General features: G+C 71.4%; 20 protein-coding genes. 16 read left to right on the forward strand and 4 right to left on the reverse strand.

The features are described 5' to 3' along the window. The first annotated feature begins 193 nt into the window (after positions 1-193). The 3 genes from ACS5PV_RS01890 (at position 194) to ACS5PV_RS01900 (ending at position 3,189) form a co-directional block, all read left to right on the forward strand. Positions 194-1,585, forward strand: a complete 1,392-nt coding sequence (locus tag ACS5PV_RS01890; protein WP_455393676.1) for an ActS/PrrB/RegB family redox-sensitive histidine kinase — start codon at positions 194-196, stop codon at positions 1,583-1,585. Positions 1,586-1,627: 42 nt separating this feature from the next. Beyond that, on the forward strand, positions 1,628-2,227 hold the full coding sequence (locus ACS5PV_RS01895) for an ActR/PrrA/RegA family redox response regulator transcription factor (RefSeq protein WP_093567068.1): 600 nt from the start codon (positions 1,628-1,630) through the stop codon (positions 2,225-2,227). 164 nt (positions 2,228-2,391) lie between these two features. Next, a complete protein-coding gene (locus ACS5PV_RS01900; RefSeq protein WP_455393677.1) occupies positions 2,392-3,189 on the forward strand; it encodes a class I SAM-dependent methyltransferase in 798 nt (265 codons plus the stop codon). An 89-nt stretch (positions 3,190-3,278) separates the two neighbouring features. Here the strand turns inward: ACS5PV_RS01900 and ACS5PV_RS01905 are convergent, their stop codons facing one another. After that, positions 3,279-4,877, reverse strand: a complete 1,599-nt coding sequence (locus ACS5PV_RS01905; protein ID WP_455393678.1) for a gamma-glutamyltransferase family protein — start codon at positions 4,875-4,877, stop codon at positions 3,279-3,281. 194 nt (positions 4,878-5,071) lie between these two features. On the opposite strand from ACS5PV_RS01905, the gene ACS5PV_RS01910 reads away from it, so the two are divergent. Both ACS5PV_RS01910 and ACS5PV_RS01915 read left to right on the forward strand, forming a co-directional pair. Next, positions 5,072-5,251: a hypothetical protein gene (locus ACS5PV_RS01910; protein WP_204165599.1), complete on the forward strand. Its 180-nt coding sequence runs from the start codon at positions 5,072-5,074 to the stop codon at positions 5,249-5,251. 12 nt (positions 5,252-5,263) lie between these two features. Then, the gene (locus ACS5PV_RS01915) at positions 5,264-6,823 is read left to right on the forward strand and encodes a glucan biosynthesis protein (protein WP_455393679.1); all 1,560 of its coding nucleotides are present in this window, start codon (positions 5,264-5,266) and stop codon (positions 6,821-6,823) included. A 268-nt stretch (positions 6,824-7,091) separates the two neighbouring features. On the opposite strand, the gene ACS5PV_RS01920 is transcribed toward ACS5PV_RS01915, so the two are convergent. Continuing rightward, positions 7,092-9,533, reverse strand: a complete 2,442-nt coding sequence (locus ACS5PV_RS01920) for a glycogen/starch/alpha-glucan phosphorylase (RefSeq protein WP_455393680.1) — start codon at positions 9,531-9,533, stop codon at positions 7,092-7,094. 720 nt (positions 9,534-10,253) lie between these two features. Between ACS5PV_RS01920 and ACS5PV_RS01925 the strand changes: the two genes are divergently transcribed. The 5 genes from ACS5PV_RS01925 to ACS5PV_RS01945 all read left to right on the forward strand — a co-directional run bounded on the left by ACS5PV_RS01925 (position 10,254) and on the right by ACS5PV_RS01945 (position 18,091). Continuing rightward, the gene (locus tag ACS5PV_RS01925; RefSeq protein ID WP_455393681.1) at positions 10,254-11,888 is read left to right on the forward strand and encodes an alpha-amylase family glycosyl hydrolase; all 1,635 of its coding nucleotides are present in this window, start codon (positions 10,254-10,256) and stop codon (positions 11,886-11,888) included. A 226-nt stretch (positions 11,889-12,114) separates the two neighbouring features. Continuing rightward, positions 12,115-13,659, forward strand: coding sequence for a glycogen synthase GlgA (gene glgA / locus ACS5PV_RS01930; RefSeq protein ID WP_455393682.1), 1,545 nt, complete (start codon positions 12,115-12,117; stop codon positions 13,657-13,659). A gap of 177 nt (positions 13,660-13,836) precedes the next feature. Beyond that, on the forward strand, positions 13,837-14,178 hold the full coding sequence (locus ACS5PV_RS01935; RefSeq protein ID WP_455393683.1) for an ArsR/SmtB family transcription factor: 342 nt from the start codon (positions 13,837-13,839) through the stop codon (positions 14,176-14,178). Next, entirely contained in the window at positions 14,175-14,348 is a 174-nt protein-coding gene (locus tag ACS5PV_RS01940; RefSeq protein WP_455393684.1) for a metallothionein, read from the forward strand. Before ACS5PV_RS01935 ends, ACS5PV_RS01940 begins: the two co-directional genes overlap by 4 nt. 200 nt (positions 14,349-14,548) lie before the next feature. Continuing rightward, positions 14,549-18,091 carry a NahK/ErcS family hybrid sensor histidine kinase/response regulator gene (locus tag ACS5PV_RS01945; RefSeq protein ID WP_455393685.1) on the forward strand — a complete coding sequence of 1,181 codons (3,543 nt, stop codon included), beginning with the start codon at positions 14,549-14,551 and terminating at the stop codon, positions 18,089-18,091. Between the two features lie 84 nt (positions 18,092-18,175). On the opposite strand, the gene ACS5PV_RS01950 is transcribed toward ACS5PV_RS01945, so the two are convergent. Continuing rightward, entirely contained in the window at positions 18,176-18,799 is a 624-nt protein-coding gene (locus ACS5PV_RS01950) for a LexA family transcriptional regulator (RefSeq protein WP_455393686.1), read from the reverse strand. A 150-nt stretch (positions 18,800-18,949) separates the two neighbouring features. On the opposite strand from ACS5PV_RS01950, the gene ACS5PV_RS01955 reads away from it, so the two are divergent. Both ACS5PV_RS01955 and ACS5PV_RS01960 read left to right on the forward strand, forming a co-directional pair. Beyond that, positions 18,950-19,297 carry a DUF952 domain-containing protein gene (locus ACS5PV_RS01955; RefSeq protein ID WP_455393687.1) on the forward strand — a complete coding sequence of 116 codons (348 nt, stop codon included), beginning with the start codon at positions 18,950-18,952 and terminating at the stop codon, positions 19,295-19,297. 2 nt (positions 19,298-19,299) lie between these two features. Beyond that, entirely contained in the window at positions 19,300-20,373 is a 1,074-nt protein-coding gene (locus tag ACS5PV_RS01960; RefSeq protein WP_455393688.1) for a quinone-dependent dihydroorotate dehydrogenase, read from the forward strand. 248 nt (positions 20,374-20,621) lie between these two features. On the opposite strand, the gene ACS5PV_RS01965 is transcribed toward ACS5PV_RS01960, so the two are convergent. Continuing rightward, positions 20,622-22,040 (reverse strand): alpha,alpha-trehalose-phosphate synthase (UDP-forming), encoded by a 1,419-nt coding sequence (locus ACS5PV_RS01965; protein ID WP_455393689.1) that lies wholly within the window; start codon positions 22,038-22,040, stop codon positions 20,622-20,624. Between the two features lie 417 nt (positions 22,041-22,457). Between ACS5PV_RS01965 and ACS5PV_RS01970 the strand changes: the two genes are divergently transcribed. The 4 genes from ACS5PV_RS01970 to ACS5PV_RS01985 all read left to right on the forward strand — a co-directional run bounded on the left by ACS5PV_RS01970 (position 22,458) and on the right by ACS5PV_RS01985 (position 24,830). Beyond that, complete coding sequence (locus tag ACS5PV_RS01970; RefSeq protein WP_455393690.1) at positions 22,458-23,084, forward strand: hypothetical protein; 627 nt, start codon at positions 22,458-22,460, stop codon at positions 23,082-23,084. A gap of 15 nt (positions 23,085-23,099) precedes the next feature. Beyond that, positions 23,100-23,525 (forward strand): phage holin family protein, encoded by a 426-nt coding sequence (locus tag ACS5PV_RS01975; protein WP_455393691.1) that lies wholly within the window; start codon positions 23,100-23,102, stop codon positions 23,523-23,525. Next, complete coding sequence (locus ACS5PV_RS01980; RefSeq protein ID WP_455393692.1) at positions 23,522-23,920, forward strand: DUF3618 domain-containing protein; 399 nt, start codon at positions 23,522-23,524, stop codon at positions 23,918-23,920. Before ACS5PV_RS01975 ends, ACS5PV_RS01980 begins: the two co-directional genes overlap by 4 nt. Positions 23,921-24,029: 109 nt before the next feature. Further along, positions 24,030-24,830, forward strand: coding sequence for a hypothetical protein (locus tag ACS5PV_RS01985; protein ID WP_455393693.1), 801 nt, complete (start codon positions 24,030-24,032; stop codon positions 24,828-24,830). Positions 24,831-24,900 lie beyond the last annotated feature (70 nt).

Raw genomic sequence — 24,900 nt, forward strand, 5'->3', positions numbered from 1 at the left:
GTCAAAAGGTGGAACTGTGCCTTTTTTACCTCAATTCCTGCGTGTGCCTTGTGCAGTGCGGCAACCGGGCCAGCCCCGCCGCTTAGGCGAGGCTGAACCGGCGAGTTCACCACCCACAATAACGCACTGGAGCACGAAGGGTTTCCGCCCCGTCGCCCTGGCCGCCCGGCGGTCGCGCACTATGGTTTCGACCATGTTCGAGACCTTGCAGACCGACCTGGTGCGCGACGCCCGCCACCTGCGCCTCGATACCCTGGTGCGGCTGCGCTGGCTCGCGGTGGCGGGCCAGGGCGCGGCGGTGGCCGGCGCCCATCTCGGGCTCGGCCTGCCCCTGCCCTTCGGCTGGTGCTTCCTCGTCATCGCGGCCTCGTCCTGGCTCAACCTGACGCTGCGCATCCGCTACCCGGCGAGTCACCGGCTCAGCGACGACGCCGCGGTGCTGCTGCTCGCCTTCGACATCATCCAGCTCGCGGCCCTCCTCTTCCTCACCGGCGGGTTGCAGAACCCGTTCGCGCTCCTGTTCCTCGCCCCGGTGCTGATCTCCGCCACCGCCCTGCCGCCGGCCCGCACCCTGGCGCTCGGCCTCCTGGCAGTCGGCCTCTCGACGCTGCTGGCGCTGGTCTACCGGCCGCTGCCGTGGTTCGCCGGCGAGAAGCTCGAGCTGCCGTTCCTCTACGTGTCGGGGGTCTGGACGGCGATCCTGCTCGGCACCGCGTTCACGGGGGTCTATGCCTGGCGCGTCGCCGAGGAGGCGCGCCAGCTCGCCCAGGCGCTCGCCGCGACCGAACTGGTGCTCGCCCGCGAGCAGCACCTGTCGCAGCTCGACGGCCTCGCCGCCGCCGCCGCCCACGAGCTCGGCACGCCGCTCGCCACGATCACGGTGGTGGCCAAGGAACTCGACCGCCAGCTCGGGCCCTCCGCCTCCCCGAGCGTGGCCGAGGATCTGGCGCTCCTGCGCGACCAGGTCGAGCGCTGCCGCGGCATCCTCGCCAAGCTCACCTCGCTCGACGCCGACCAGGGCGGCTTCATCGAGACCATCTCGCTCAGCCACCTCGTCGAGGAGCTGGTGGCGCCCCAGCGCGCGCTCGGCATCGTGCTCGACGTCACGACGAAGGGCGACGGGCCGGAGCCGGCCTGCCGGCGCAACCCGGGCGTGATGTTCGGGCTCGGCAACATCGTCGACAACGCGGTCGACTTCGCGGAGAGCTGCGTGGCGATCGAGGCGCGCTGGAGCCCCGACCGGGTCTCGCTGGAGATCCGCGACGACGGGCCGGGCTTCGCCCCCGAGGTGCTGCTGCGGGTCGGCGAGCCCTATGTCAGCACCCGCAGCGCCGCCAAGGCCGCGCAGGACAGCGCCGGACCGGACGGCGGAACCGGCCTCGGCCTCGGCCTGTTCATCGCCAAGACCCTGATCGAGCGCTCCGGCGCGCAGCTGGCGCTCGCCAACGCGGTCGACCCCTCAACAGGCGCGGTGGTGCGGATCGTCTGGCCGCGTCACGTTTTCGAGAGGGAGGCCAAAGGCCCGCGAATCCCGGGTACGGGGGCCGCCGCACCCCTGACGCAGGCGCCCGGCGTTCCTATATAACGCTCTGAAGAGACTGATTGAAATTCGAAGGAGCGTCTCCTGATGACGCAGTACGGAACACTGAGCCCGGAGGCCGCGGCGGGGACCATCCCGGAGGGCGACGCCCTGCTCAACCACGCCGACCGCAGCCTGCTGATCGTCGACGACGACAAGCCGTTCTCGACCCGCCTCGCCCGGGCGATGGAGGCGCGCGGCTACCGGGTGCACGTCGCCGAGAGCGTCGCCGAGGGCGTGTCGGCGGTCGACGCGCAGCCCCCGGCCTTCGCGGTCATCGACATGCGGCTCGGCGATGGCAACGGCCTCGACGTGATCGCCCGCCTGAAGGAGCGCCGGCCCGAGGCCCGCGGCGTGATCCTCACCGGCTACGGCAACATCGCCACCGCGGTGACCGCGGTGAAGCTCGGCGCCTTCGACTACCTGGCGAAGCCCGCCGACGCCGACGAGATCCACGGCACCCTGATGGCCGAGCCCGGCGAGCGCGCCGACCCGCCCGAGAACCCGATGTCGGCCGACCGGGTGCGCTGGGAGCACATCCAGCGCGTCTACGAGCTGTGCGGCCGCAACGTCTCGGAGACGGCGCGCCGGCTCAACATGCACCGGCGCACGCTGCAACGGATCCTGGCGAAGCGCGCGCCGCGCTGAAGAGCCAGTCCCGCGAATCTCGAGAAGGGCCTGATGCCTGCCGGCACCGGGCCTTTCCCGCGTTCGTAGACTACCTGAGCAAGTCACCGGATGTAACATCCGTGCGTCTCCGCCCTGCCGCACCCCATTGATACCCTGGCGTGAGAAGCTGTGCGGGCGAAGCGATGAGCGAAGACCCTCGGCGGGATTTCGACGGCGCGATCCCGGATTTCTACGAGCGCGGCATGGCGCCGGTGATGTTCGCGCCGGCTGCCGCGGTGACCGTGGCGCGGATCGCGGAACTCGCGCCGCAAAGGGTTCTCGAGATCGCGGCCGGCACCGGGCAGGTAACCCGGCTGCTCGCCCCGAGGCTGCCCTCCGGCACCGCGATCACCGCGACCGACCTCGCCCCCGCGATGCTGGCGCTCGCTGGCGAGCACCTGCCCGCCGACGTGGACCTGCGCCCGGCGGACGCCCAGGCGCTGCCCTTCGCGGAGGCCGCCTTCGACCTCGTGCTGTGCCAGTTCGGCGTGATGTTCTTTCGCGATCGGGCCGGCGCCATGAGGGAGGCGGCGCGGGTGCTGCGCCCCGGCGGGCGATTCGTGTTCACCACCTGGGACACCCGGGACGCGAACCCTTATGCGAAAGTTGCGGCCGAGCTCGTCGTCGAGACGATCGGCGAGTCCGGGGTCTTCGGCCTCGCCTACGGTCTGACGAGCCTCGACGCCGTCCGGACGCTGGTGCAGACGGCGGGCTTCACGAGCTTTCGCGCCGAGGTGATCCGCCTCGATGCGCCGGTCCCGGATGTCGGGCTGTTCGCGGCCGGTCTCCTGCGCGGCAACCCGACCGCCGCCCTGCTGCACGAGCGCGGGGTCGAACCGGAACGGCTGGTCGCAGAACTGGAGCACCGGCTGCGTGAGACGCTCGGCGAGCCCGCGACGGCCCGGATGCAGATGCTGCTGTTCGAGGCGGTGAAGCCGTGAGGGCGGTCTAAGTGTCTCTCACAAAACTCCCGCTGCGCTGGCGCTGCCACATCGAGCTACGCCAGCGACCGGGAGTTTTGTGAGGTGCACTAAATTCCAGCCACCCCGCCATCCGAGCGCGGGTCGTGCGTCGCTTCGACCCGCCCGTTGCCCGGGTGGCGCACCAGCAGGCCGGCATGGCCCAGCGAGTCGATGTACGACCCGCCCAGCTCCTCGACCTCGTGGCCCATCCGCGCGAGCGCCGCGATGCAGGACGACTCGAACCGGTCCTCGACCTTCACGGTCATCGACTCGGCGCCCCAGGTTCGGCCGAACAGGAAGCGCGGCGCGTCGACCGCGTCCGCGACGCCCATGCCGTAGGTCGCGTAGCGGGTGTAGACCTGGGCCTGGAATTGCGGCTGCCCGTCGCCGCCCATGCTGCCGTAGGATAGCACTCGCCCGTCGGCGAGCACGGCGAGAGCCGGGTTGAGGGTGTGGAACGGGCGCCGTCCCGGCTCCAGCGGGTTCACCGCCCCCGGATCGAGCGAGAAGGCGACGCCGCGGTTCTGCCAGGTGATGCCGGTGCGCGGCAGGACGAGGCCGGAGCCGAACTCCCAGTAGACCGACTGGATGTAGGAGACCGCGACGCCGGCGGCGTCGATCGCCCCCATCCACACCGTGTCGCCGTCGCCCACCGGTCGCACCGGATAGGGCGAGGCCCTGTCCATGCGGATCGCCGCGGCCTCCGCCTCCAGGCGCCCGGGCGTCAGGGAGGTCGCAGGGTCGTGGCGCAAGCGGTCGAAATCGGTCACCACCGCGTCGCGGACCCGGAAGGCGCGCTTCGTCGCCTCGATCAGCCCGTGATAATGCGCCGCCGTCTCGGGGCGGAGGCTTCCCAGCCGCTCGTAGAGGCCGAGGATCATCAGGGCCGCGAGCCCCTGGCTCGGCGGCGGGCAGTTGTAGACCGTGCCGCCCGCGAGCTTCAGCGACAGCGGCGCCCGCGACACCGCCCGGTAGCGCTCGATGTCGCCGCGCGTGACCGGGCTCCCGGCCCGCTCCAGGTCGGCGGCGACCTCGCGGCCGATATCGCCGCGGTAGAAATCCTCCAGCCCGGCATGGCCGAGCTGTTCGAGCGTCGCGGCGAGCGCCGGCAGCGCCCGCTTCGTCCCGGCCTTCGGCGGCTTGCCGTCGATCAGGAAGGTCTCCTTGAAGCCCGGCTGGTCGTGGAGCGTGTCGAGTTCCTTCGGGACGTAGCGCGCCTCGGAGGCCGAGACCGCCACGCCCTCGCGGGCGTGCCGGACCGCGTCGGAGAGGAGCAGGGGAAGCGGCAGGCGCCCGCCGAGGTCACGGGCGATCGCGTGGGCGAGCGTCCAGCCGCCGACGGCCCCGGCCACCGTCAGCGCCGCGTCGGGCCCGCGCTCGGGGATCGCGTCGTAGCCCTTGTCGCGATAGCGCCGGATCGTCGCGAGGCTGCCGGCCGGTCCGCAGGCCTCGATCGCCCGCACGACGCCGTTCGGGCCGCGGATGAGCCAGAAGCCGTCGCCGCCGATGCCGTTCATGTGGGGGTAGACCACCGCGATCGTCGCCGCCATGGCGAGCATCGCCTCGACGGCGTTGCCGCCCTCGGCGAGGATCGCCCGGCCGGCCTCGGCCGCGAGGTGGTGGGGGGCCGCGCATGCAGCGCGGGAGAAGACGGGGGTCTCGGGCATCTCACCGATGGATGACGTTGCGGGAGCGGCGCGCATGGTTGCGCGGCATCGCCGGTTCAGGCTAGTCCCCGCAGCCATGAAACGATAGGCGCTCCCTCGGCCGCCTTATCGCCCGCCCACAAGGACAAGGATCAGGCCGCGTGCCCGCATCAGGTTCCCTCAAGCCCCGCAGCCTCGTCACCATCCTCAGCATCATGGTGCTGGTTGGCGTCGAGGTGTTCGCCGTGGCGATCGCGGCGGGCTGGGCGCTCGCCGGCATCTTCGAGCTCGGCGACACCGTCGGCCACGTCCTGATGGTGCTGTTCAGCCTCGGCGCGCTCTCGATCATGGTCCAGCTCTGGCGCCGGGCCACCAGCATCGAGCCGATCCGCTAGGGGCGCCTCGCGATGATCGACCGCCGTACGCTACTGGCCGGCGCCGCGCTCCTGCTCGGTTCCGGCCCCGAAGTGCTGTCCGCCGAGCTGCCGCTGGGTAGCCCCGAAGCCTTCAGCTTCGATGCCCTCAAGGCCCGTGCGCGGGACCTTGCCGCCCGGCCCTACGCCGCGCCGGCGATCCCCGACCGCGACGTCCTCCAGGCGATCGACTACGACGCCCACGGCAAGCTGAAGTACAAGCCCGACCACGCGCTCTGGGCCGACGGCCCGAGCGCCTTCCCGGTCACGTTCTTCCATCTCGGCCGCTACTTCCAGAAGCCGGTGCGGATGCACGTGGTCGAGGGGGGGCAGGCGCGCGAGATCATCTACGACCCGGCCGCCTTCGAGATGCCGGCCGATTCACCGGCCAAGCGGCTGCCGCCGAATCCGGGCTTTGCCGGCTTTCGCTTCCAGGAGCGCCGCGGCGGTCCCCTCGACTGGCGCCGCAACGACTGGGTCGCCTTCCTCGGCGCCTCGTATTTCCGGGCGATCGGCGAGCTCTACCAGTACGGCCTGTCGGCCCGGGGGCTCGCCCTCGACACGGTGATGCCGGACCGCCCCGAGGAGTTTCCGGACTTCACCCACGTCTGGTTCGAGACCCCTGCGCCGGAATCCGACACCGTCACGGTGCTGGCGCTCCTCGACGGTCCCTCGGCCGCCGGTGCCTACCGCTTCAGGATGCGCCGCACGAAGTCGGTGGTGATGGACATCGAGGCGAGCCTGCACCTGCGCAAGGATGTCGGCCGCTTCGGCCTGGCGCCGCTCACCTCGATGTACTGGTTCTCGGAGACCGCCAAGCCCACTGCCGTGGACTGGCGCCCGGAGGTGCACGATTCCGACGGCCTAGCTCTCTGGACCGGCACCGGCGAGCGGATCTGGCGGCCCCTGCGCAACCCGCCCCGCACCATGGTCTCGGCCTTCTCCGACGAGCGCCCGCGCGGCTTCGGGCTGATGCAGCGCGACCGCCTGTTCGACCATTACCAGGACGGCGTCTACTACGACCGCCGGCCCTCGCTCTGGGTCGAGCCCCTGGGCGACTGGGGCAAGGGCAGCGTGCAGCTCGTGGAGAATGCCACCGACGACGAGATCCACGACAACGTGGTGGCGATGTGGGTGCCGGCGGAACCGGCCCGCGCCGGCTCCTCGCACGACCTCGCCTACCGCCTGCACTGGGTCGCGGACGAGCCCTATCCGAGTAACCTCGCCCGGGTGGTCGCCACCCGCGAGGGCAATGGCGGCCAGGCCGGCACCGACCGGCCGAAGGGCGTGCGCAAGTTCGTGGTCGAGTTCCTGGGCGAGCCGCTCGGCCGCCTGCCGGCGGGCGTGAAGCCGGAGGCGGTGCTCACCGCGTCGCGCGGCACCTTCCCGCTCGCCCGCACCGAGGCGGTGCCGGACGACGTGCCGGGCCACTGGCGGGCCGAGTTCGACCTCGCGGTGACGGGGGCGGAGCCGGTGGAATTGCGGCTGTTCCTGCGCCGGGGCGACGAGACGCTGAGCGAGACCTGGACGTACCAGTACATCCCGGCGGCTTGAGCCTGCCTTGACGGATTCGACACCCTCCATCGTCATACCGGGGCCGCGCAGCGGAACCCGGGATCCATAGACGCTGACGTTTCAGGATGAAGCGGAACGCTGACCGACTCGTTTGGCAGCGCCAGCGGTTATGGATCCCGGGTTCTCGCCTTCGGCGAGCCCCGGGATGACACGGTGGGGCGGAAAGGCCGGCGACCTGATCTCAGAAAAAGAAAAAGCCCCGCGGCTCGCACCGCGGGGCTTCTTGTCTTCAGAGGGTCAGGCCGTCTCAGCCCACCCGCACCCGCCAGATCTCCTCGGCGTATTCCCGCATCGTCCGGTCCGACGAGAACCACGCGGTGCGCGCCGTGTTGAGGATCGCCGAGCGCCACCAGGTCCGGGGCTTGCGCCACGCCGCATCGACCTCGCGCTGCGCCCGCCAGTAATCGTCGAAGTCGGCGGTGAGCAGGAAGCGGTCGCCGTGGGTGAGCTCGTCGACGAGCGGGCGGAACCGGCCCGGCTCACCGGGCGAGAATCCGCCCGCCGCGATCATGTCGAGGGCGGCGCGCAGCCGGGGAGAGGCCGCGATGGCTCGGCCGGCATAGCCCGGCTGGCTCTGCGTGCGCTGCACGCCCGCCGCATCGAGGCCGAAGATGAAGATGTTGTCGGGACCGACATGGTCCTTGATCTCGATGTTGGCGCCGTCGAGCGTGCCGATGGTGAGCGCGCCGTTCAGCGCCAGCTTCATGTTGCCGGTGCCCGAGGCCTCGAGGCCCGCGGTCGAGATCTGCTCCGACAGATCGGCGGCCGGGATGATCGATTCGGCGAGGCTCACCGAGTAGTTCGGCACGAACGCCACCGTCAGGCGGCCGGCCACGTCCGGATCGGCGTTGACGCGCTTGGCGACGTCGCTGGCGAGCCGGATGATGAGCTTGGCCTGGGTGTAGCTCGGCGCCGCCTTGCCGGCGAAGAGCTTGACCCGGGGCGTCCAGTCGCGGTGCGGCTCGGCCTTGATCGCCTGGTAGAGCGCGACCGTCTCCAGGATGTTGAGGAGCTGGCGCTTGTACTCGTGGATGCGCTTGATCTGGACGTCGAACAGGGCATCGGGATCCAGCGTGATGCCGGTGCGGTCCTCGACGACGCGGGCGAGCGCTTCCTTGCGCTCGCGGCGCACCGCCGCGTAGCGCGCCTGGAAGCCGGCATCGTCGGCGAGCGCCGCCAGGCCTTCGAGGTGGCGCGGATCGTCGAGCACTTTCGCGCCGACCGCCTCGACGGCGAGGCGGGTGAGGCCCGGATTGGCGTTGTGGAGCCAGCGCCGGAAGGTGATGCCGTTGGTCTTGTTGACGATCTTGTCTGTGTCGAGGGCGTGGAGCGGCGCGAACACCGTCTGGCGCATCAGCTCGGTGTGGAGCGCCGAGACGCCGTTGACGCGGCGCGCGCCGAGGAAGGCGAGGTGGCCCATCCGCACCCGCTTGCCGTGGCTCTCGTCGATCAGCGAGACCTCGGCGAGCTGCTCGGTCGAAGCGCCGTGCTTCGACACCTCCTCGAGATGCATCCAGTTGATGAGGTAGATGATCTGCATGTGGCGCGGCAGCAGCCGCTCCATCAGCTCCACCGGCCAGGTCTCCAGCGCCTCCGGCATCAGGGTGTGGTTGGTGTAGCCGAGCGTCTGGGTCGTGACGTGCCAGGCATCCTCCCAGGACATCCCGTGGATGTCGACGAGGAGCCGCATCAGTTCCGGCACGGCGATGGCCGGATGCGTGTCGTTGAGCTGGATCGCCGCGTGGTCGGGCAGCGAGCGCAGGTCGCCGCGCTCGGCGACGTGGCGGCGCACCAGGTCCTGGAGCGAGGCCGAGGTGAAGAAGAACTCCTGGCGCAGCCGCAGCTCCTGGCCGGCCGGCGTGCCGTCGCTCGGATAGAGCACCCGCGAGATCGCCTCGGCCCGGGCGCGCTCGGCCACCGCGCCGACATGGTCGCCGGCGTTGAAGCGGGCGAGGTCGATCGCCTCGGGAGCGCGGGCCGCCCACAGGCGCAGCGCGTTGACGTGCTTGGCCCCGCGGCCGATCACCGGGGTGTCGTAGGGCACGGCCCGCACGGTCTCGGCCGGGCGCCAGACGCGGCGGAGCGTGCCGTCCGGCTGGACGCTCATCGCCACGTCGCCGCCGAAGCCGACCTCGCAGGCTGCCTCCGCCCGCTCGAACTCCCAGGGGTTGCCCTCGGCAAGCCAGGTCTCCGGCACCTCGCGCTGGACCCCGTCCTCGATCACCTGCCGGAACAGGCCGTGATCGTAGCGGATGCCGTAGCCGTAGGCGGGAATCGCGAGGCTCGCCATGCTCTCCATGAAGCAGGCGGCCAGCCGCCCGAGGCCGCCATTGCCGAGCGCCGCGTCGGGCTCGGCGCCCGCCACCGCGTCGAGGTCGACATCGAGGCCGGCGAGCGCGGCCCGCACGGTCTCGGCGACGCCGAGATTGCCCATCGCGTCGGAGAGCAGGCGCCCGATCAGGAATTCGAGCGAGAGGTAGTGCACGCGCTTAGGGGGCACGATCCCGGCCGAGATCGCGCTCGCGGCGACCGCGCGGTCACGCAGGGCGAGCGCCGTCGCCACGAACCAGTCGCGGTCGCGGGCGGTGGCGGGCGTCTTGCCCAGCGCGTAGGCGAGCTTGGCCAGGATCGCGGTGCGCATCACCGTGACCTCGTCGCCCGCGGGCGCGGCGGGCGCGGCTTGCGGCATCCAGGAGCGCGTCGTGTCGGACTCGTGCGGGGCATGCGCCTCCCGCTGAGTCTCTTCGCGCTGGCGACCGGACAGAAGAACTTCGTTGAGCACCTTGGAAACCCCCTTCCCTGCCGCAGGTCATTCGGTGCTGCAGCGCGATCTCGCGTCGCGTGCTGTGCAGCAAACCTTCGGCCACGGCAGCATGGTGTGACTGTGGGACGGCGATGTCGAGACGCCGAGACTAAGCTTGAGCACGTGATTCGCCGCGTGTTGCTGTCCCGACACGTCTCACGGAAACGAGACTTGATTTTGGCGAAGCGGCCTGAAGCGAGTGTGAACGCGTTCGGTGCCGTCCGCAGGCCGAACATTCGGGTTAGGCAATGCCGCGAGGGAAACGTTAGCCGTCGGGGCATGGTTTCACCAAAAATCCGGCTTCCCGGTCGCGGCGCCTCGCTCTTCCGGCGGATTGGCCGCGGATCGTCCCGGCACGGGCGCGGTCGCGCCTCCCTCCATGCCGGCGACGTCGTGATGGTGTCGCGGCCGCCGGTGATGCAGGCGTGCCACGCACGCGGTCCCGCGCGCGAGGCACGGGAACCGGACGCGGCGGGGCGGTTTCCCTAGGGGCCCCCCGCCGCGGGCGCTTCATATAGGGGCAGCCGTCCGGCCGCTCAACCCCGGCGCCCCACCCGCCCGGCGGTCCTCCCGATCCCACCCGTCTCGACTCCCCAGGAGCCCAGCATGACCGAGGACGCGAAGCCCGCAAACCTGCTGGCGGGTGAGCTTTGGTGGAAGGCGGGGGTCGTCTATCAGGTCTATCCGCGCTCGTTCCAGGACACCGACGGCGACGGCGTCGGCGACCTCAAGGGGGTGGCGTCCCGGCTCGACTACCTCGCCTGGCTCGGGGTCGACGCGGTGTGGCTGTCGCCGGTCTGCCGCTCGCCGATGGCGGATTACGGTTACGACGTCTCGGATTACTGCGACATCGACCCGCTCTTCGGCACGCTCGATGATTTCGACGCGCTCGTGGCCGAGGCGCATCGCCGGCGCCTGCGCGTCATCATGGATTTCGTGCCGAACCACACCTCGCAGGAGCATCCGTGGTTTCGCGAGGCGCGGTCCTCGCGGGACAACCCGAAGCGCGACTGGTACATCTGGCGCGATCCCGGCCCGGACGGCGGACCGCCGAACAACTGGATCAGCAATTTCGGCGGGCCGGCCTGGACGCTCGATCCGGCGACCGGCCAGTACTACTACCACGCCTTCCTGCGCGAGCAGCCGGACCTGAACTGGCGCAACCCGCAGGTGCGCGCCGCGATGATGGACGTGCTGCGCTTCTGGCTCGACCGCGGCGTCGACGGGTTCCGGGTCGACGTGATCTGGCACCTGATGAAGGACGAGGCGCTTCGCGACAATCCGGTCAACCCCGACTACGTCGCCGGCGAGCCGGAGATCAACACGCTGCTCCAGCTCCACTCCGCCGACCAGCCCGAGGTGATGCAGGTCATCGCCGAGATGCGGGCGGTGCTGGAGGAGTACGAGGCGCGGGTGCTGATCGGCGAGATCTACCTGCCGCTGGAGCGGCTGGTGGCCTATTACGGCGTCGATCTGTCGGGCGCGCACCTGCCGTTCAACTTCCAGCTGATCCAGACGCCGTGGCACGCCGACGCCGTGGCGCGGCTGATCGGCGAGTACGAGGCCGCCCTGCCCGCGGGCGGCTGGCCGAACTGGGTGCTCGGCAACCACGACCAGCCCCGCATCGCCGCCCGCGTCGGGGATCCGCAGGCCCGGGTGGCGGCTGTGCTGCTCCTCACCCTGCGGGGTACGCCGACGCTCTATTACGGCGACGAGATCGGCTTAGGCCGGGTGCCGATCCCGCCCGAGCGCGTCCGCGACCCCTGGGAGCACAACGAGCCCGGCCGCGGCCGCGACCCGGAGCGCACGCCGATGCAGTGGGCGCCCGGCCCCCAGGCCGGCTTCTCCACCGTCGAGCCCTGGCTGCCCCTCGATCCGCAGGCCCAGACCCGCAACGTCGAGTGCTTGCGCGACGATCCCGCCTCGATCCTGACCCTGCACCGGCGCCTGATCGCGCTCCGGCGCGAGTACGCCGCGCTCAGCGTCGGCGCGCACCGGGCGGTGTCGGTGACCGGCGACGTCCTCGTCTACGAGCGCCTGCACGGCGACGAGGTGATCCGGGTCGCGCTCAATTTCGGGCACGAGGCTTGCTTGGTTCCGGTGCCGTCCGAGAGCGCCTGGGAGGTGCTGCTGTCGAGCGCGGGCGGCCGGCGCGGCGAGGCCCCGGAGGACGGGCATTTCGCACTTGCGGGAGACGAGGCCCTGGTGCTGCTCCGGCGCGCGCCGGCGGGGAACGGCTGAAGCCAGCGTTTACCCGCCTAAGCTCCCGGAGCGGCGCGGCACAGCTTCCGGAATCGGCGAAAATCGGAATTTTTGCTTTCCGTTAATCTCTTTCGTCTTGCCGACTCCGCCATTCATGATATTGTGCAGTGCACTGGAACCGGGGTCGGAGTCGTGCGTTGTCGTGGCGGTACGCCGCGGCATCGTCCGCTCGCAGTCCGTCCGGCTCGCGGCGTGGGGGCTCTTCATGACATTTCCGGCGTCGGCACGGTCGGCTTCGCAAGCGCCGGTCCTGCCGTCTGGTGGCTCCCCGCGGGAAGCCGTCGAGGCGTTGCGCGGCTCGCTCAAGCCGCGGATCCTCTACGCCACGCCCGAGATGGCCGATTTCGTAAAGACCGGCGGCCTCGGCGAGGTCGCGGCCTCCCTTCCCCGGGCCCTGCGCCAGCACTACGACGTGCGCATCCTGATCCCGGGCTACCGCCAGGTCGTCGAGCGCCACCCCGAGCTCACCGTCGTGGCCCATCTCGCCGGCAGCGCCGAGATGCCGCCCTGCGACCTCGGCCTGATCGAGACCGGCGACGGCCTGCCGGTCTACGTCATCCTCAATCCCGGCCTCTACGAGCGCGACGGCTCGCCCTACGGCGACCAGGGCGTCGACTTTCCCGACAACGACCTGCGCTTCGGCCGCCTCAGCCTCGCGGCCGCCGAGATCGCGCAAGGCGTCGATCCCGAGTGGCGCGCCGACCTCCTCCACCTCAACGACTGGCAGACCGCCCTGGCGCCGGCCTACCTCGCCTGGCTCGGCCTGCGCACGCCGAGCGTGCTCACCATCCACAACCTCGCCTACCAGGGCCTGTTCCCGTGGGAGAATCTCGGCCGCCTCGGCGTGCCGGAGAGCGCCTTCCACATCGACGGGGTCGAGTTCTACGGCAAGCTGTCCTTCCTCAAGGCCGGCCTGTACTACGCCTCGCACGTCACCACCGTCAGCGAGACCTACGCCCACGAGATCACCACGCCGGAATTCGGCTGCGGCCTCGACGGGCTGCTGCGCACCCGCGCCCACCAGGGCCGGCTCGCCGGCATCCTCAACGGCATCGACGACACCTGGGATCCGCAGACCGATCCGCTGCTCGCCACCCGCTTCGAGGCAGGCGACTGGAAGGGCAAGCGCGCCAATGCCGACGCGGTGCGCACCCGCTTCGGCCTCGGCGTCTCCCGCGGACCGCTCTTCGCCATCGTGTCGCGCCTCGTGCACCAGAAGGGCGTCGACCTGACGCTGGCCGCCGCCGAATCGATCGTCGCCGAGGGCGGCCAGCTCGTGGTGACCGGCCAGGGCGAGCCGCGCTTCGAGGCCGCCTTCCTCGACCTCGCCCGGCGCCATCCCGGCTCGGTCGGGGTGCGGGTCGGCTTCGAGGAGACCGACGCCCACCGGATGTTCGCCGGCAGCGACTTCCTGCTGATGCCGTCCCGCTTCGAGCCCTGCGGCCTCGCCCAGATGTACGCCCAGCGCTTCGGATCGCTGCCGATCGCCCACCGCACCGGTGGACTGGCCGACACCGTCGAGGACGGCGTCACCGGCTTCCTGTTCGGCGAATCCTCCCTCAAGGGCCTGAGCGGCGCGATCCGCCGCGCCTTCGACGCCTTCGCCTCGAAGCGCCGCCTCGGCGCGATGCGCCGCAGCGCCATGGCCCGCGAGTTCGGCTGGGACAAGGCCGCCGACAGCTACTCCTCGCTCTACACCCGCGTCGTCGGCAACGGCGCCGACCTAATGCGCGCGCGCGCGGCGGCCTGACGCCGCTTCGTCTCGACCTGTCCGTCCCTCGACCCCGCGGCGCCTACGGCCCCGCGGGGTCGTTCGCGTTCGGGGGCAACGTGAGCGCGCGATGTCCGGTCTTCGATCCGGCCCTCCTTGACATATGCCCCGACGGCATCAACACTTGAGCACGTGTTCATATGTCGAGGAGAGGGCGTGCGGCTGCTGTCGCCCGGGCAGGTCGGAGACGTGGCGGAGGTTTTTCGGCTCCTCGGCGAGCCGAACCGCCTGCGCATCGTGCTCGACTGCCTGGAGACGGACCGCACGGTCGGCGAGATCGGCGAGGCGCTCGGTCTGTCGCAATCGCTGACCTCGCACCACCTGCGCCTGCTGCGGACCGCCCGCATCCTGCGGGCGATCCGCCACGGCCGGCACGTCGCCTACGCGATCGACGACGATCATGTGCGCGACGTTCTGCGCGGCATGGTCGCCCACTACACCGAGCCGCACGAGCACGCCCACCACCACGAACACCCCGAAGAGGAACCGGACCCATGACCAGCCCCAACGCCGAGACCGTGAAGTGCGCCTGCGAGGATTGCGTCTGCGTGGTCCCGGTGGCCAACGCCGTGTCCCGCGACGGCAAGGCCTTCTGCTGCGAGGAATGCGCCGAGGGCCACCCCCACCACGCCGGCTGCGACCATGCCGGCTGCGCCTGCCACGGCTGAGCCACACGAGCAGGGTCGCGCTCCGGCCCCGCCTTGCTCCAGGGCGTTTTCCGACGAGGTGGGCACCGGTTCGTCGAAGAAAATGCGGCAAGACAAAGACTTAGAGAGCTTCGCGATTGCAGTGCGATCGTGAAGTGCTCTAAAGCCCCGCACACGAGGAACGCCCGGGCCCCTGCCCGGGCCGGGGATGGACGACGCCGATGATCGCGGGCTGGACGGTGGTGCTGGCGGCCCTCGTCTACATCTGCGCCCTGTTCGCGGTGGCCCATTGGGGCGACGTGGCCGGGCGGACCCTGATGCGCGACGCGCGGGTGCGGCCGACGATCTACGCCCTGTCGCTCGCGGTCTACTGCACCTCCTGGACGTTCTTCGGCTCGGTCGGCCTTGCGAGCCATGCCGGGCTCGACTTCCTCACCATCTATGTCGGCCCGATCCTGGTGATCGGCCTCGGCTACCGGCTCGTCGCCCGGGTGGTGCGGATCGCCAAGGCCCAGAACTCGACCTCGATCGCCGACTTCATCGCCGCCCGCTACGGCAAGAGCGAGCGCATCGCGGCCCTGGTCTGCCTGATCGCGGTGGTGGGCGCGGTGCCCTACATCGCCCTGCAATTGCGGGCGGTGGCAGCCTCGCTCCAGGTGTTCCTGCGCGCCACCGACGGGGTCGGGGCGCCGGCCGGGATGCTGGGCGATCTCGGCCTGTTCGTCGCCCTGGTGCTGGCGGGCTTCGCGGTCGCATTCGGCACCCGCCACGCCGACGCCACCGAGCACCAGGACGGGCTGACGCTGGCCGTCGCCCTCGAATCCCTCGTCAAGCTGCTCGCCTTCCTCACCGTCGGCGGCTTCGTGGTCGGCTGGATGCTCGGCGACCTGCCGGCGGCCTCGAGCGCCGTGCACGGGGTCGGCACCCTGGTCGGGCAGACCTCCGGCCCCGCGACGCTGATCGTCCAGACGCTGCTCTCGGCCGCGGCCGTGCTGCTGCTGCCGCGCCAGTTCCACATGGCGGTGGTGGAGAACCGGGCGGTCGCCGATGTCGGGCGGGCGGCCTGGACCTTCCCGCTCTACCTCGTGCTCATCAACCTGTTCGTGGTGCCGCTGGCGCTCGCCGGCCTCGCCCTCTTCCCGGAGGGCATGGTGCAGCGCGACATGACGGTGCTCGCCCTGCCCCTGCACGAGCGGGCCGACGGCATCGCCCTCGTCGCCTTCATCGGCGGCCTCTCGGCGGCGACCGCGATGGTGATCGTCGAGTCGGTCGCGGTGGCGATCATGATCTCGAACCACCTCGTCATCCCGGTCGCCTTGCGCCGGCGCAACCTGGTCGCCGGCGCGCCCTCGCCCGAGCCCGGCGCGCCGGATCTCGGCGGCTACGTGCTGGTGGTGCGGCGCATCGCGATCGTCGCGGTGGTGCTCGTCGCCTACGCCTATTCGCGCATCGCCGGCGAGGTGGCGCTCGCCTCGATCGGGCTCCTCTCCTTCGCGGCGGTGGCGCAGATCGGCCCGGCCTTCGTCGGCGCGCTGTACTGGGGCCGGGGCACGGGCCTCGGCGCCGCGGCGGGGCTGATCGTCGGCTTCGCGGTCTGGCTCTACACCCTGCTGCTACCGAGCCTCGTCACCGGCGACGGCTGGGCGGCCTCGCTCATCGCCGACGGACCGTTCGGCATCGAGGCCCTGAGCCCGACGGCCCTGATGGGCATCGACGACTTTCCCCGCCTCGTCCACGGCACGCTGTGGAGCCTCGGCCTCAACACCCTGGCCTATCTCGGCTTCTCGCTCCTGCGCCCCCCGACCGCGATCGAGCGCCTGCAGGCCGAGGCCTTCGGGCAGGTGGCGGGCTTCGACGAGGTCGGGCCGGGCGCGCCGAGCTTCCGGCTGTTTCGCAGCGCCGTGACCCTGGGCGAGTTGCGTGCCACCGTGGCCCGCTTCCTCGGCGAGGAGCGGGCGGTGCGGGCCTTCGAGGAGTTCGCCCAGGGACAGGGGCGCGGCCCCTTGCGCGACGACGCGGTCGCCGGCCTGCCCGAGCTGCGCCACGCCGAGCACCTGCTCGCCTCGGCGATCGGCGCCGCCTCAGCCCGGCTCGCCCTGTCGCTGCTGCTGCGCCGGCGCAACGTCTCGCCGAAGGCCGCGCTCAAGCTCCTCGACGACGCCTCGGCGGCGTTCCAGTACAGCCGCGACGTCCTCCAGCACGGCCTCGACCACGCCAAGCAGGGCATCACGGTCTTCGACCGCGACATGAAGCTGATCGTCTGGAACCGGGCCTTCGCCGACCTCTACGACCTGCCCCCGGAGATGATCCAGACCGGGATCGGCCTGGAGGCGATCGTGCGCTTCAACGCGGGACGGGGCGCATACGGGGCCCGGGACGCCGACGCGCTGGTCGCCGAGCGCATCGCCTCCTTCCGGCTCGAGGCCGGGCCGCAGCGCCTGCGGCTGCACCCGAGCGGCCGGGTGATCGAGATCCGCGCCAACCTGCTGCCCAATGGCGGCGTGGTGGCAACCTACACCGACGTGACCGACTCGGTCGCCGCCGAGGAGGCCCGCACGCGGCTCAACGAGGAGCTGGAAACGAGGGTCCGCGAGCGCACCGAGGAGCTGACCCGCCTCAACGCGGCGCTCACCCGCGCCAAGGCCGAGGCGGAGGAGGCCAACGCCTCGAAGACCCGCTTCCTGGCGGCGGCCAGCCACGACATCCTCCAGCCGCTCAACGCCGCGCGGCTCTACGCCAGCGCGCTCGTCGAGCGCGACCGGACCACCGACCCGACGCTCGCCGAGAACGTCGACGCCTCCCTCGACGCCGTCGAGGAAATCCTGACGGCACTTCTCGAGATCTCGCGCCTCGATACCGGGGCGTTGAAGCCCCAGCTCTCGATCGTGCGGGTCTCGGAGCTGTTCCGCCAGGTCCAGCGCGAGTTCGGACCCCTGGCGCAGGAGAAGGGCCTCGAACTCACCGTGATGCCCTCGTCGCTGGCCCTGCGCTCCGACCGGCAATTGCTGCGCCGGCTCCTGCACAACCTGGTGTCGAATGCCATCAAGTACACGCCGGCGGGACGCGTCCTCGTCGGCGCGCGGCGGCGCGGCGGCCGGGTGGTGCTGATGGTGGTGGATACCGGGCTCGGCATCCCGGCGGCGCAGCAGAAGCTGGTCTTCCGCGAGTTCCAGCGCCTCGACCAGGGCGCCCGGGTCGCCCGCGGGCTCGGCCTCGGCCTGTCGATCGTCGAGCGCACTGCGCGGCTCCTCGAGCATCCGGTGAGCCTCGCCTCGCGGCCCGGCCACGGCTCGGCCTTCTCGGTCGCGGTACCGGGCGCCCCCTTGCGGCCGGCGGTCGAGGCGCAGGGCGAGGCGCCGCGACCGGCCACCGTCCCGCTCGCCGGGCTGACGGTGCTCGCGGTCGACAACGAGCCGGCGATCGTCGACGGGATGCGGGTGCTCGTCGGCAGCTGGGGCTGCGCCCTGCACACCGCCGGCTCGCTGTCCGAGGCCCTGGCCCTGGTGCTCGGCGGCGCGTTGCGCCCGGACGTGATCGTCGCCGACTACCACCTCGACCAGGGCACCGGCCTCGACCTGATCGCGGGCTTGCGGGCGGCGCTGGCCGCCGACATTCCGGCGGTGCTCCTCACCGCCGACCGCTCGCCGGACGTGCGCGACGCGGCGGGCGCGCAGCGCGTCCAGGTGCTGAGCAAGCCCTTGAAGCCGGCGGCGCTCCGCGCCCTGCTGACCCAGTGGCGCAACCGGCAGGCGGCGGCGGAGTAGTAGCGCGTTCCAGGATCTCGCAGGGCAAGACGGTGGCGGGACTCTCCCTCCGAGCCACCGTCGGGGATCGCGATGCGGTCCCGCTCAGTGCCGCACCCACATCACCCGGGCCATCCAGGCGATCTCCGAGACCGGCACCACCCGGTCGGGATCGCCGGGCGACGGCCCGCTGAGCTCGGCGGCCCGGGGCGTGCGCCGCTTCAGCTCGGCGACCAGGATGCCACCGCCGCCCAGGCAGGTCACCACCCGGTCGCCCCTGCGGATCGCCGCGGTGGCCGACACCACCAGCACGTCGCCCTCCCGGTAGAGCGGGGCCAGGGCGCCGTCCCGGACCTCGATGGCGAAGCAGCGCTCGTTGTCGGCGCCCGGCAGCTCCACCTCCGCCGTGGCGCTGCCGTTGCCCGGCAGGCCGTTGGCGCCGATATGCCCCGCTGCGCTCTCGCTGCCGATCAGCGGCACCGCGGTTCGCCCGCCATGCTGCGGCTCGATCAGGCGCAGGAAATCGTCGAGGGTGGCCCCGGTCGCCGCCAGGATCTTGGCGACCGATTCGGTCGAGGGCCAGCGCTTGCGTCCGTCCGGGCTGATCCGCTTCGAGCGGTTGAAGCTCGTCGCGTCGAGCCCGGCGCGCTTCGCGAGGCCCGACGCCGTCAGATTGTTGCGCTGGGCGAGTTGGTCGATCGCGGACCAGATTCGCTCGTGGGACAGCATGGGGGACCTGGCCTGACGCGGGGGGTGTGTTCACCACCGAACTAACAAATGTAAAGTACCGAACCCTCACCGAAAGGCAACGGGCGTTGCCCGACCGTCCCGGGGCGGCTATCGCTCGCCCGCACCCCGCCGAGGAGGCCCGCGGCGTCCATGACCCTCATCTACAAGATATGTCCGGCTCCCCTGTGGCGTGAAGCCGAGGCGGCCGGACGGTTCGACGGCGCGCCGGTCGATCTATCGGACGGCTTCATCCACTTCTCGACCGCCGCGCAGGCTCCCGAGACGGCGGCCAAGCATTTCTCGGGACAGGACAATCTTCTCCTCATTACGGTCGACGCGGACGCGCTCGGCGAGGCGCTGCGCTACGAGCCGTCCCGCGGCGGCGCCCTGTTTCCCCACCTCTACGGCCCGCTGCCGCTCTCGGCCGTCCGGCACGTCGCGCCGCTGCCTGCGGGACCCGGCGGAGTCCATGTTTTTCCTGATCTGACAAGGACTTGATCTTGCTCTCGGCCGTCTTCCCGCTCGTCCGTCCGCTGCTGCACGCCGTCGATGCCGAGACCGCCCACGATTTGACCGTTGGGGCACTCGCGCGACTTCCCTTACGACAGGCACCAGTCGACGATCCCCGTCTCTGCGTAACGGTTATATCGCGGACCTTTCCAAACCCGATCGGTCTCGCGGCCGGGTTCGACAAGGGTGCGCGCGCCCCGGACGCCCTGCTCTGGCTAGGCTTCGGCTTCGTCGAGGTCGGCGGCGTGGTGCCCCGCCCGCAGCCGGGCAATCCGCGTCCGCGGGTGTTCCGGCTGCCGGAGGACGGAGCGGTGATCAACCGGTTCGGCCTCAATAGCGAGGGGCTGGCGGTGGTGCGGGCCCGGCTCGCGGCGCGGCGCGGCCGGCCGGGAATCGTCGGGGTCAATATCGGGGCGAACAAGGACTCCGCCGACCGCCTCGCCGACTATGTCGCCTGCACCCGGGGCCTTGCCGGGCTCGTCGACTTCATCACCGTCAACGTCTCGTCGCCCAACACCCCGGGCCTGCGCGACCTCCAGGGCGAGGCGTTCCTCGACGATCTGCTCGCCCGGGTGATCGCGGCCCGCGACGAAACCGGGAGCGGCACGGCGGTGCTGCTCAAGATCGCCCCCGATATCGGCCTCGACGGCCTCGATGCGATGGCCGCCACCGCGCGCCGCCGCGGCGTCGACGCGCTCGTCGTCTCCAACACCACCGTGGCGCGGCCGGCGAGCCTCGCCGCGGCGGCGAGGACGGAGACCGGCGGCCTGTCGGGCCGGCCGCTCTTCTCCCCCTCGACGCGGCTCCTCGCCGAGGCCTATCTCCGTGTCGGGACCGCACTGCCCTTGATCGGCGTCGGCGGCGTCGATTCGGCCGAGGCCGCCTGGACAAAGATCCGGGCCGGCGCCAGCCTGGTCCAGCTCTACTCGGCGCTGGTCTATGCGGGCCCGGGTCTCGTTGGCGAGATCAAGGCGGGGCTGGTGCACCGGATGGAGGCGGAAGGAATCCGGAGCCTCGCGAGCGTCGTCGGGCGCGACGCGGCGGACCTGGCGCGCTCGGCGTGAGGCACCGACAGCGTCGGAGCACCCGGCTCCGGAGCTTTTCCCCAACGAAACTCGGGCTCGCCCGGGTTTCCCGTCCCTAGGCCCGAACCGGGGCAAGCCCGAACGGGAATGGGGGAGAGCGGCGCGCCGAGCGAGGCGGGAGGGGCCGAGACCCGCCGCGCGCGGGTGCAGCAGGGTGTGTGCCTCGTGCCGGACAATCCCCCAACAGCCCTGCTGGACGAAGCGTGAGGAGGGACGGGATCCCGCCCCTACCGCGCCTCCGCCGCCGCCGGCGGCTCGCGCTCGACGGTGCGGAACCCCTCCAGCTCGCCGAGATAGCTCCGGGCCCACCAATCGACGTCCTCGCGCGCCATGCGCTCGAACATCGGCTTCCAGCGCTCCACCCGCTCGGCCTTGGGCATGTAGAGGGCGGCACGGATGGCTTCCGCCACCTCGAACCGGTCGTAGGGGTTGACCAGCAGGGCCTCCGGCAGCTGCCGGGCGGCGCCTGCGAACTTTGACAGCACCAGCACGCCCGGATCGTCCTCGCTCTGGGCGGCGACGTATTCCTTCGCGACGAGGTTCATGCCGTCGCGCATCGGCGTGACGACGCCGACCCGCGCCGCGCGGTAGAGCCCGGCCAGCACCGCGCGTGGATAGGCCTTGGTGACGTACTGGATCGGCGTCCAGGACGGCTCGCCGAGCGATCCGTTGATGTTGCCGAGCACCTCGTTCACGTCGCGGCTCAGCTGCTCGTACTCGGGCACCTCGGTGCGCGATTTCGGGGCGATCTGCAGGAAGACGACGTTGCCGCGCTGGTCGGGGTTCGAGGCGAAGAAGCGCTCGACCGCCTCCATCCGCTCCGGCACGCCCTTCGAGTAGTCGAGCCGGTCGACGCCGATGAGGAGCTTGCGGGTGCGCAGGCCCGCCACCGTGTCGCGCACGGTGCGGTTCATGCCGGCGCGCTCGGCGGCCTGGCGGAACCCGTCGACGTCGATGCCGATCGGGAAGCTGCGGATGCGGGTGCGGCGCCCGTCGACCATCAGCGAGCCGCCGCCGAGCGGGATCGCCCGCAGCTCGTCGACGAGGTTGCGGGACAGGTTGTGGACGTCGCTGTCGGTCTGGAGCCCGATCAGGTCGTAGTCGGAGACCGCGCGCAGGAGCTCGGTCGAGGCCGGCAGGGTGTTGAACACCTCGCCCGAGGGCCACGGGATGTGGTGGAAGTAGCCGATCGGGTTTGAGACGCCGAGGCCCCGCAGCTCGGAGGCGAGCGGGATCAGGTGGTAGTCGTGGACCCAGATCAGGTCGCCCGGCTCGATCAGCCCGGCGAGCGCCTGGGCGAAGATGCGGTTGACGCGCTGGTAGCCGGCATAGTCGGCCCGCGAGAACGCCGCGAGGCCGAGGCGGTAATGCATGATCGGCCAGAGCGCGCGGTTGGCAAAGCCGCTGTAATACTCGCGATGGTCCTGGGGCGAGAGGTCCATCACGGCGTATTGCACCCGCCCCCGGTCGGCGATGACCGGCTCGGAGGACGGATTGTCCGTGATCTTGCCGCTCCAGCCGAACCACAGCCCCTTGTAGGCGTTGAAGGCCTCCTTGAGGGCGACGGCGAGCCCGCCGGCCGCGACCGCCTTGGAGCCCGCATCCGGGACGGCGACGCGATTCGACACGATGATGAGGCGTGACACGGCGGGTATGGACTCCGGCTGCACGGACCTGGCGCATTCTTTCGACGACGTGGCACCGGTTCGTCGAAGGAAATGCGGCAAAACTTCAGTGACCCGGGGCTTCCTCCGACCGCCACGTGATCGGAAGGACGCCCCAGAGGGACGGGAACGTCGCCGCGTCCATCCGCCCCCGATGGACAAAACGCACCGGCAGCAAGCGCGATCCGCACGAATTGGTCAACCCTTTCGGCGAATCCGGCAGCGCTCCCACCCGTGCGGGCTGTGCCCGGCGCTCCACAGGAATCCCGCCGCAATTCGACCTTGGTTCAGGCCGGAACCGGGCGCCTTGGCTGCTGTTACTCGCAATATCGTCGCATGTGGTCGGCGCGGCGGCCGTTCAGGCCCGCCCGCCGCGTCGCGTAAGAACGGAGTTGCCTGATGAGCGCGGGTTACGACAACGGACAGCACCAGGCCGGCGATGAGCGCCCGGCGGATTGGAACGACCTGCGCCACGACGTGCGCCAGCTCGGCGATGTCGCGATGGAGCGCGGCTTCAACCTCGTCGAGTCGGCCCGCGAGCAGGTCCACGGCTACGTCGACCGGCGCAAGGGCGACGCCGCCCAGTCGGTCTCCGACCTCGCCCAGGCCCTGCGGGATTCCGGCGGCAAGCTCGACCAGCAGCCGAACGTCAAGGCGTTCTTCGACAGCGCGGCGGATGGCCTGGAGCAGCTCTCCGGCTCGATCCGCGAGCGCAGCTTCGAGGACTTCTACAGCGAGATCGAGTCGGTGGCCCGGCGCCGGCCGGCGGCGGTCGCGGTGGCGACCTTCCTCACCGGCTTCCTCGCCGCCCGCTTCATCCGGGCCTCGGCCCACCCGTCCCACGTGCTCGACGGCCGCGAGGCCTTCGCGCGGGGCCCTGAAGTCGGCGCCGACCGCGCGCGGGGCACCTCGTACGATCCCTACGCCTCGCGCCACCGCGACGTGCCGGGCGCCCATAGCGAGCCCGAGACCGCCCGCCCCGATCCGTACCGCACCGGCGCGTCCGGCCCGCGCTACTCGGCCTGACGGAGGATCGCCACGATGGCCGACACGACCGACAGCCGCCCGATCGGCGGCACCGGGGCCCCTGGAAGCATCCAGGGGCTCCTCGGCGATGCCCTGCGCGAGACCACCGACCTCGCCCGCAAGGAGATCGCCCTCTTCCGCACCGAGATGTCGAACAACCTGAGGTCGCTGTTCCTCGGGCTCGGCATGATGGTGGCCGCCGCGGTCTTCGCCGTGGTCGCCCTCCTGGTGCTCACCGACGCCCTGGTGAAGTGGCTCGCCACGGTGGTGCATTCCGAGGCGCTGGCCGCGCTCATCGTCGGGGCGGTGTTCCTGGCGATCGGTATCGGCCTCGCCTTGTGGGGCCGCAGCGCCATGTCCCTGTCCACGCTGACGCCGACCCGCACGACGCGCCAGGTGCGCCAGGATGCGAGGGTCCTGTCCGAGAGGGTGTCGGGATGACCCAGTCGATCAACGATCTCGAGCACGACATCGAGGAGACCCGGGCCCGGCTCGACCGCACCATCGACCAGATCCAGGGCCGGCTCTCCCCGGCCAGCATCGTCGACGAGATGCTCGGCACGGTGAAGCAGTCGCCGGCGATGAGCGGCCTCTACGACGGCGCGCTGGCGGCGGTGCGGCGCAACCCCGTCCCGGTCATGCTGATCGTCGCCGGGGTGGGCTGGCTGGTCCACCGCGTCGCCCGGGAATCGCAGCGGCGCCAGCACCTCGACGCCACGATGAACGGGGCGGAGGCCGTGCCGGTGCTGAAGACTGGTGCGGCCCGGGTCTACGACCCCGACCGCCCGACCGCCCACCCGGCCGCGGACCGCGTCGCCGACAGCATGCGCATGTAAGCAGGCGCCGGCCCGCGGGCCGGCGCCCGTTTCCCTAAGACACCTTCGATCGGCCGCAGGCTCCGGCGGCACCAGCCTGCCGGAAGACCTGCCAGGGAGTACCCGAGTCATGGCAGAGCACACCATCAACCCGGCCAATCCGGGCGCGCCCTCGGCCCACACCCCCGCGACGGGGCCCGAGCGCAACCTGCACCAGGACCACGACACCGTCCGCCAGAACCTCGATTCGGCGCAGTCCGCGGCCCGCGATGCCGGCCACACGGTGAAGGACACCGTGAAGGACGCCGCGTCCGAGGCCTCCGAGCGGGTCAGCGACACCGCCTCGGCCATCGGCGAGCGCATCAGCCAGACCGCCGACCAGCTGCGCGCCAAGGCCGACGCCGCCGCCGACCGGCTGCGGCAGGGCGCCAACGAGGCGGTCGACCGGGCCCACGCTCAGGCGAGCCAGGCCTACGGCGCCGTCGGCGGCCGCAGCTCGGACACCATCGACCGCGCCCGCGATTGGGCGAGCGACCGGATCGAGACCGGCTCGCGCCGCTACGCCGACCTGCGCGACCGCGGCAGCGACCGCCTCGCGCAGGGCCAGAACGCCGTCGAGCGCTTCGTGACCGAGAACCCGGTGCTGGTCGGCGTCGTCGGCCTCGCCGCCGGCATGCTGCTCGGCGCGCTGCTGCCGCGCACCCGCCAGGAGGATCAGACCGTCGGCCCCTACGCCGACGAGGTCCGCGACCAGGGCCTGCGCTATGCCCGCGAGGCGACCGAGCGCGGCCGCCAGTTCGTCGAGAGCGCCCTCGATCAGGCCCAGGACGCCGCCGTCGCGGCCGCCAACGCGGCAAGCGAGGAGCTGCGCAAGAACCAGCCGGGCCAGTCCCAGCCGGGCACCGGCGAGCCGGGGCGCCAGACGCACTGATTTTTTTCGCGATCTTGAGCAGCACGGGCCGGCCCCTCGGGGCCGGCCTTTTTTTGTCGAGCGAACCCCT

The organism is Methylobacterium sp. Gmos1, assembly GCF_053764715.1.

Coding starts and splice junctions, on each gene's coding strand:
- ACS5PV_RS01890 (WP_455393676.1), top strand. CDS start 194: ATGTTCGAGACCTTGCAGACCGACCTGGTGCGCGACGCCCGCCACCTG.
- ACS5PV_RS01895 (WP_093567068.1), top strand. CDS start 1,628: ATGACGCAGTACGGAACACTGAGCCCGGAGGCCGCGGCGGGGACCATC.
- ACS5PV_RS01900 (WP_455393677.1), top strand. CDS start 2,392: ATGAGCGAAGACCCTCGGCGGGATTTCGACGGCGCGATCCCGGATTTC.
- ACS5PV_RS01905 (WP_455393678.1), bottom strand. CDS start 4,877: ATGCCCGAGACCCCCGTCTTCTCCCGCGCTGCATGCGCGGCCCCCCAC.
- ACS5PV_RS01910 (WP_204165599.1), top strand. CDS start 5,072: ATGGTGCTGGTTGGCGTCGAGGTGTTCGCCGTGGCGATCGCGGCGGGC.
- ACS5PV_RS01915 (WP_455393679.1), top strand. CDS start 5,264: ATGATCGACCGCCGTACGCTACTGGCCGGCGCCGCGCTCCTGCTCGGT.
- ACS5PV_RS01920 (WP_455393680.1), bottom strand. CDS start 9,533: ATGCCGCAAGCCGCGCCCGCCGCGCCCGCGGGCGACGAGGTCACGGTG.
- ACS5PV_RS01925 (WP_455393681.1), top strand. CDS start 10,254: ATGACCGAGGACGCGAAGCCCGCAAACCTGCTGGCGGGTGAGCTTTGG.
- glgA (WP_455393682.1), top strand. CDS start 12,115: ATGACATTTCCGGCGTCGGCACGGTCGGCTTCGCAAGCGCCGGTCCTG.
- ACS5PV_RS01940 (WP_455393684.1), top strand. CDS start 14,175: ATGACCAGCCCCAACGCCGAGACCGTGAAGTGCGCCTGCGAGGATTGC.
- ACS5PV_RS01945 (WP_455393685.1), top strand. CDS start 14,549: ATGATCGCGGGCTGGACGGTGGTGCTGGCGGCCCTCGTCTACATCTGC.
- ACS5PV_RS01950 (WP_455393686.1), bottom strand. CDS start 18,799: ATGCTGTCCCACGAGCGAATCTGGTCCGCGATCGACCAACTCGCCCAG.
- ACS5PV_RS01955 (WP_455393687.1), top strand. CDS start 18,950: ATGACCCTCATCTACAAGATATGTCCGGCTCCCCTGTGGCGTGAAGCC.
- ACS5PV_RS01970 (WP_455393690.1), top strand. CDS start 22,458: ATGAGCGCGGGTTACGACAACGGACAGCACCAGGCCGGCGATGAGCGC.
- ACS5PV_RS01975 (WP_455393691.1), top strand. CDS start 23,100: ATGGCCGACACGACCGACAGCCGCCCGATCGGCGGCACCGGGGCCCCT.
- ACS5PV_RS01980 (WP_455393692.1), top strand. CDS start 23,522: ATGACCCAGTCGATCAACGATCTCGAGCACGACATCGAGGAGACCCGG.
- ACS5PV_RS01985 (WP_455393693.1), top strand. CDS start 24,030: ATGGCAGAGCACACCATCAACCCGGCCAATCCGGGCGCGCCCTCGGCC.